The sequence below is a fragment of the Kribbella caucasensis genome (assembly GCF_004361855.1).
GTDB classification, from domain to species: domain Bacteria; phylum Actinomycetota; class Actinomycetes; order Propionibacteriales; family Kribbellaceae; genus Kribbella; species Kribbella caucasensis.
This window is the reverse complement of record NZ_SNWQ01000076.1, coordinates 1-2554: the sequence shown is the minus strand read 5'-3', so window position 1 is coordinate 2554 and position 2554 is coordinate 1. Positions and strand designations below refer to the sequence as shown.

The 2554-nt window shown below is 64.8% G+C and carries 1 protein-coding gene; it reads left to right on the top strand.

Annotated features, from left to right (window positions below):
* Nucleotides 1-625 precede the first annotated feature (625 nt).
* The gene (locus EV643_RS43850; protein ID WP_202870088.1) at nt 626-2425 is read left to right on the top strand and encodes a reverse transcriptase/maturase family protein; all 1800 of its coding nucleotides are present in this window, start codon (nt 626-628) and stop codon (nt 2423-2425) included.
* Nucleotides 2426-2554: the final 129 nt, after the last annotated feature.

The following is a 2554-nucleotide window of genomic DNA, read 5'->3' as shown; positions in this document are numbered from 1 at the left end:
ACCAACTCGAGACCGAGCTCCGCCGACTGGGCGTGGACCAGAAGAACGGCCGCCCCTGGCACCCCCAGACCCAGGGCAAGGTCGAACGCTTCCAGTGCGCCACGAGGCGCTCTGTCGCATCCCCGGCATAGCCGGGAGGAACTCGGAGGGAGGTTCTTGGGTCTGATGGCTTACCTGGATCCGAAAGGTTAAGGGGACAAGAGCATGCCAGCTAACCAGAGGCCGGGCCCAGACGTTAGGGACGGCGCTCTGAGGGACCCGCGTGACATGGCGAAGGCTTGATTGCTTGAAGTCCAGTCTCCAGAAGATGAAAGTTCACATCCGCCGGAAAGACGTCTGAAACCGGCGCCGGCCCTGCCGCCTGAGTGGAAGAAGGACGGTGCAACCTCCGGGGCCAGGAGCGATGCCCAGTGAGGGCATTCAAGGAGACGAACGGGACGCCTAAATCACGCTGCCACGTGCGACAGAGACGAACGTGGGATCGCCTAACGGGCGCGAGCCCCAAGGCGACGGAGGCCCCGTAGTAGTCGCCGGAGTCACGCCCGGCCAGGGAGGACGGGAAAGCCGTCCGCACGGGCGAAGGGGGCCAGGTGATCGGACACCGAAGGATCGGGAGGTATGCGTAATGCAGAACGCCGAAACGGTGCTGGGTGTCCTGCGTGAGCGCGGCGGGCGCGGCCTGCCGCTGGAAGAGCTGTATCGACAGATGTTCAACCCGCAGTTGTATCTGCTGGCTTACGGGCGCATCTACGCCAACAAGGGCGCGATGACTCCCGGGGCCACGCAGGAGACCGTGGACGGCATGTCGATGGGGAAGATCGGACGCGTCATCGACGCGATGCGCCACGAGCGCTACCGGTTCCACCCCGTCCGCAGGGTGCACATCCCGAAGAAGAACGGGAAGACGCGCCCGCTCGGTATGCCGACCTGGTCGGACAAACTCGTCGGCGAAGTCGTACGCCTGCTGCTTGAGGCCTACTACGAGCCGACGTTCTCCGACCGGTCCCACGGGTTCCGCCCAGGGCGGGGCTGCCACACCGCGTTGCGGGAGGTGGCCAACACCTGGACCGGGACGACCTGGTTCATCGAGGGAGACATCGCCGACTGCTTCGGGAGCCTTGACCATCAGGTCATGCTCTCGACCCTGGCGGAGAAGATCCACGACAACCGGTTCCTGCGGCTGGTGCGTAACATGCTGACGGCCGGATACTTGGAGGACTGGATCTGGGGAGCGACGCTGAGCGGTGTTCCGCAAGGCGGAATCGCATCCCCCGTCCTGTCCAACATCTACCTGCACAAGCTGGACACCTTCGTCGAGGCGGTTCTGATCCCGGAATACACCCGGGGAAGGCTCCGGGCCCGCAACCCGGAGTACCGAGCGGTGGAACACGCGATCGCAAGGGCCCGCCGCAAGGGTGACCACGCCGAAGTGCGGTCTCTCTACCGGCGGTTGCACAGCCTCCCTAGCCAGGATCCTCGTGATCCTGACTACCGGAGGCTGAAGTACTGCCGATACGCCGACGACACCTTGCTTGGATTCGCCGGACCCAAGGCCGAAGCCGAGGAGATCAAACGACGGCTGGCTGCGTTCCTGCGTGATGACCTCAAGCTGGAACTGTCACCCGACAAGACATTGATCACCCATGCCCGCACCCAGCGGGCGAGGTTCCTCGGTTACGAGATCGCAGTCGCGAGCAGCGCCCGCAGGACGCGAAGACCATCCGGGACCGACCGGCGCAACCGCCGGTCGGTCAACGGGACGGTCGTCCTGCACGTTCCCGCGACCGTGGTCAAGACCAAGGCCGCCCTGTACTTGTCACGCGGCAAACCCGCGTGCCGGAACCCGATGATCAAAGAGGCCGACTACAACATCGTCGGCAGATACGGGGCCGAGTACCGGGGCATCGTCCAGTACTACTTGCTCGCCGGAGACGTCATGCGACTTCACCGGCTGCGTTGGGTCATGGAGACCTCCATGCTCAAGACCCTAGGTCGGAAGCATCGCTCGTCGGTGTCGAAGATGGCGGCCAAGTTCAAGGCCAAGATCTCCACGCCGCACGGGTTGCGGACATGCTTCGAGGCCAGTGTCACGCGCGAGGGCAAGAAGCCGATGGTCGCACGGTTCGGCGGTATCCCGCTCAAGCGGCAGAAGACAGCGGTCCTCACCGACCGCTCGAACACCGGACCGATCTACCCGAACAAGGAGCTAATCAGACGGCTCCACGCGGGCAGATGCGAGCTCTGCAAGCGAACGGACAACATTCAGGTTCACCACGTCCGCCAGCTCGCCGACCTCGACCGGCCCGGACAGCCGCAACCCGAATGGGCGCAGGTCATGGCCAAACGCCGCCGCAAGTCCCTCGTGGTCTGCGGCGACTGCCACGACCGCATCCACGCGCACCCTGCCGCACCGCTCACGCAGTAGTCACTGGAGAGCCGGATACTCGGAAACGGGTCTGTCCGGTTCGGAGGGAGGCCGGGCGGAAAAGGACCAGCCCACACGGCTGGCACCTCGCCGCTTGGCCGACCCTACGCAGACCATGAAGAAGTGGCT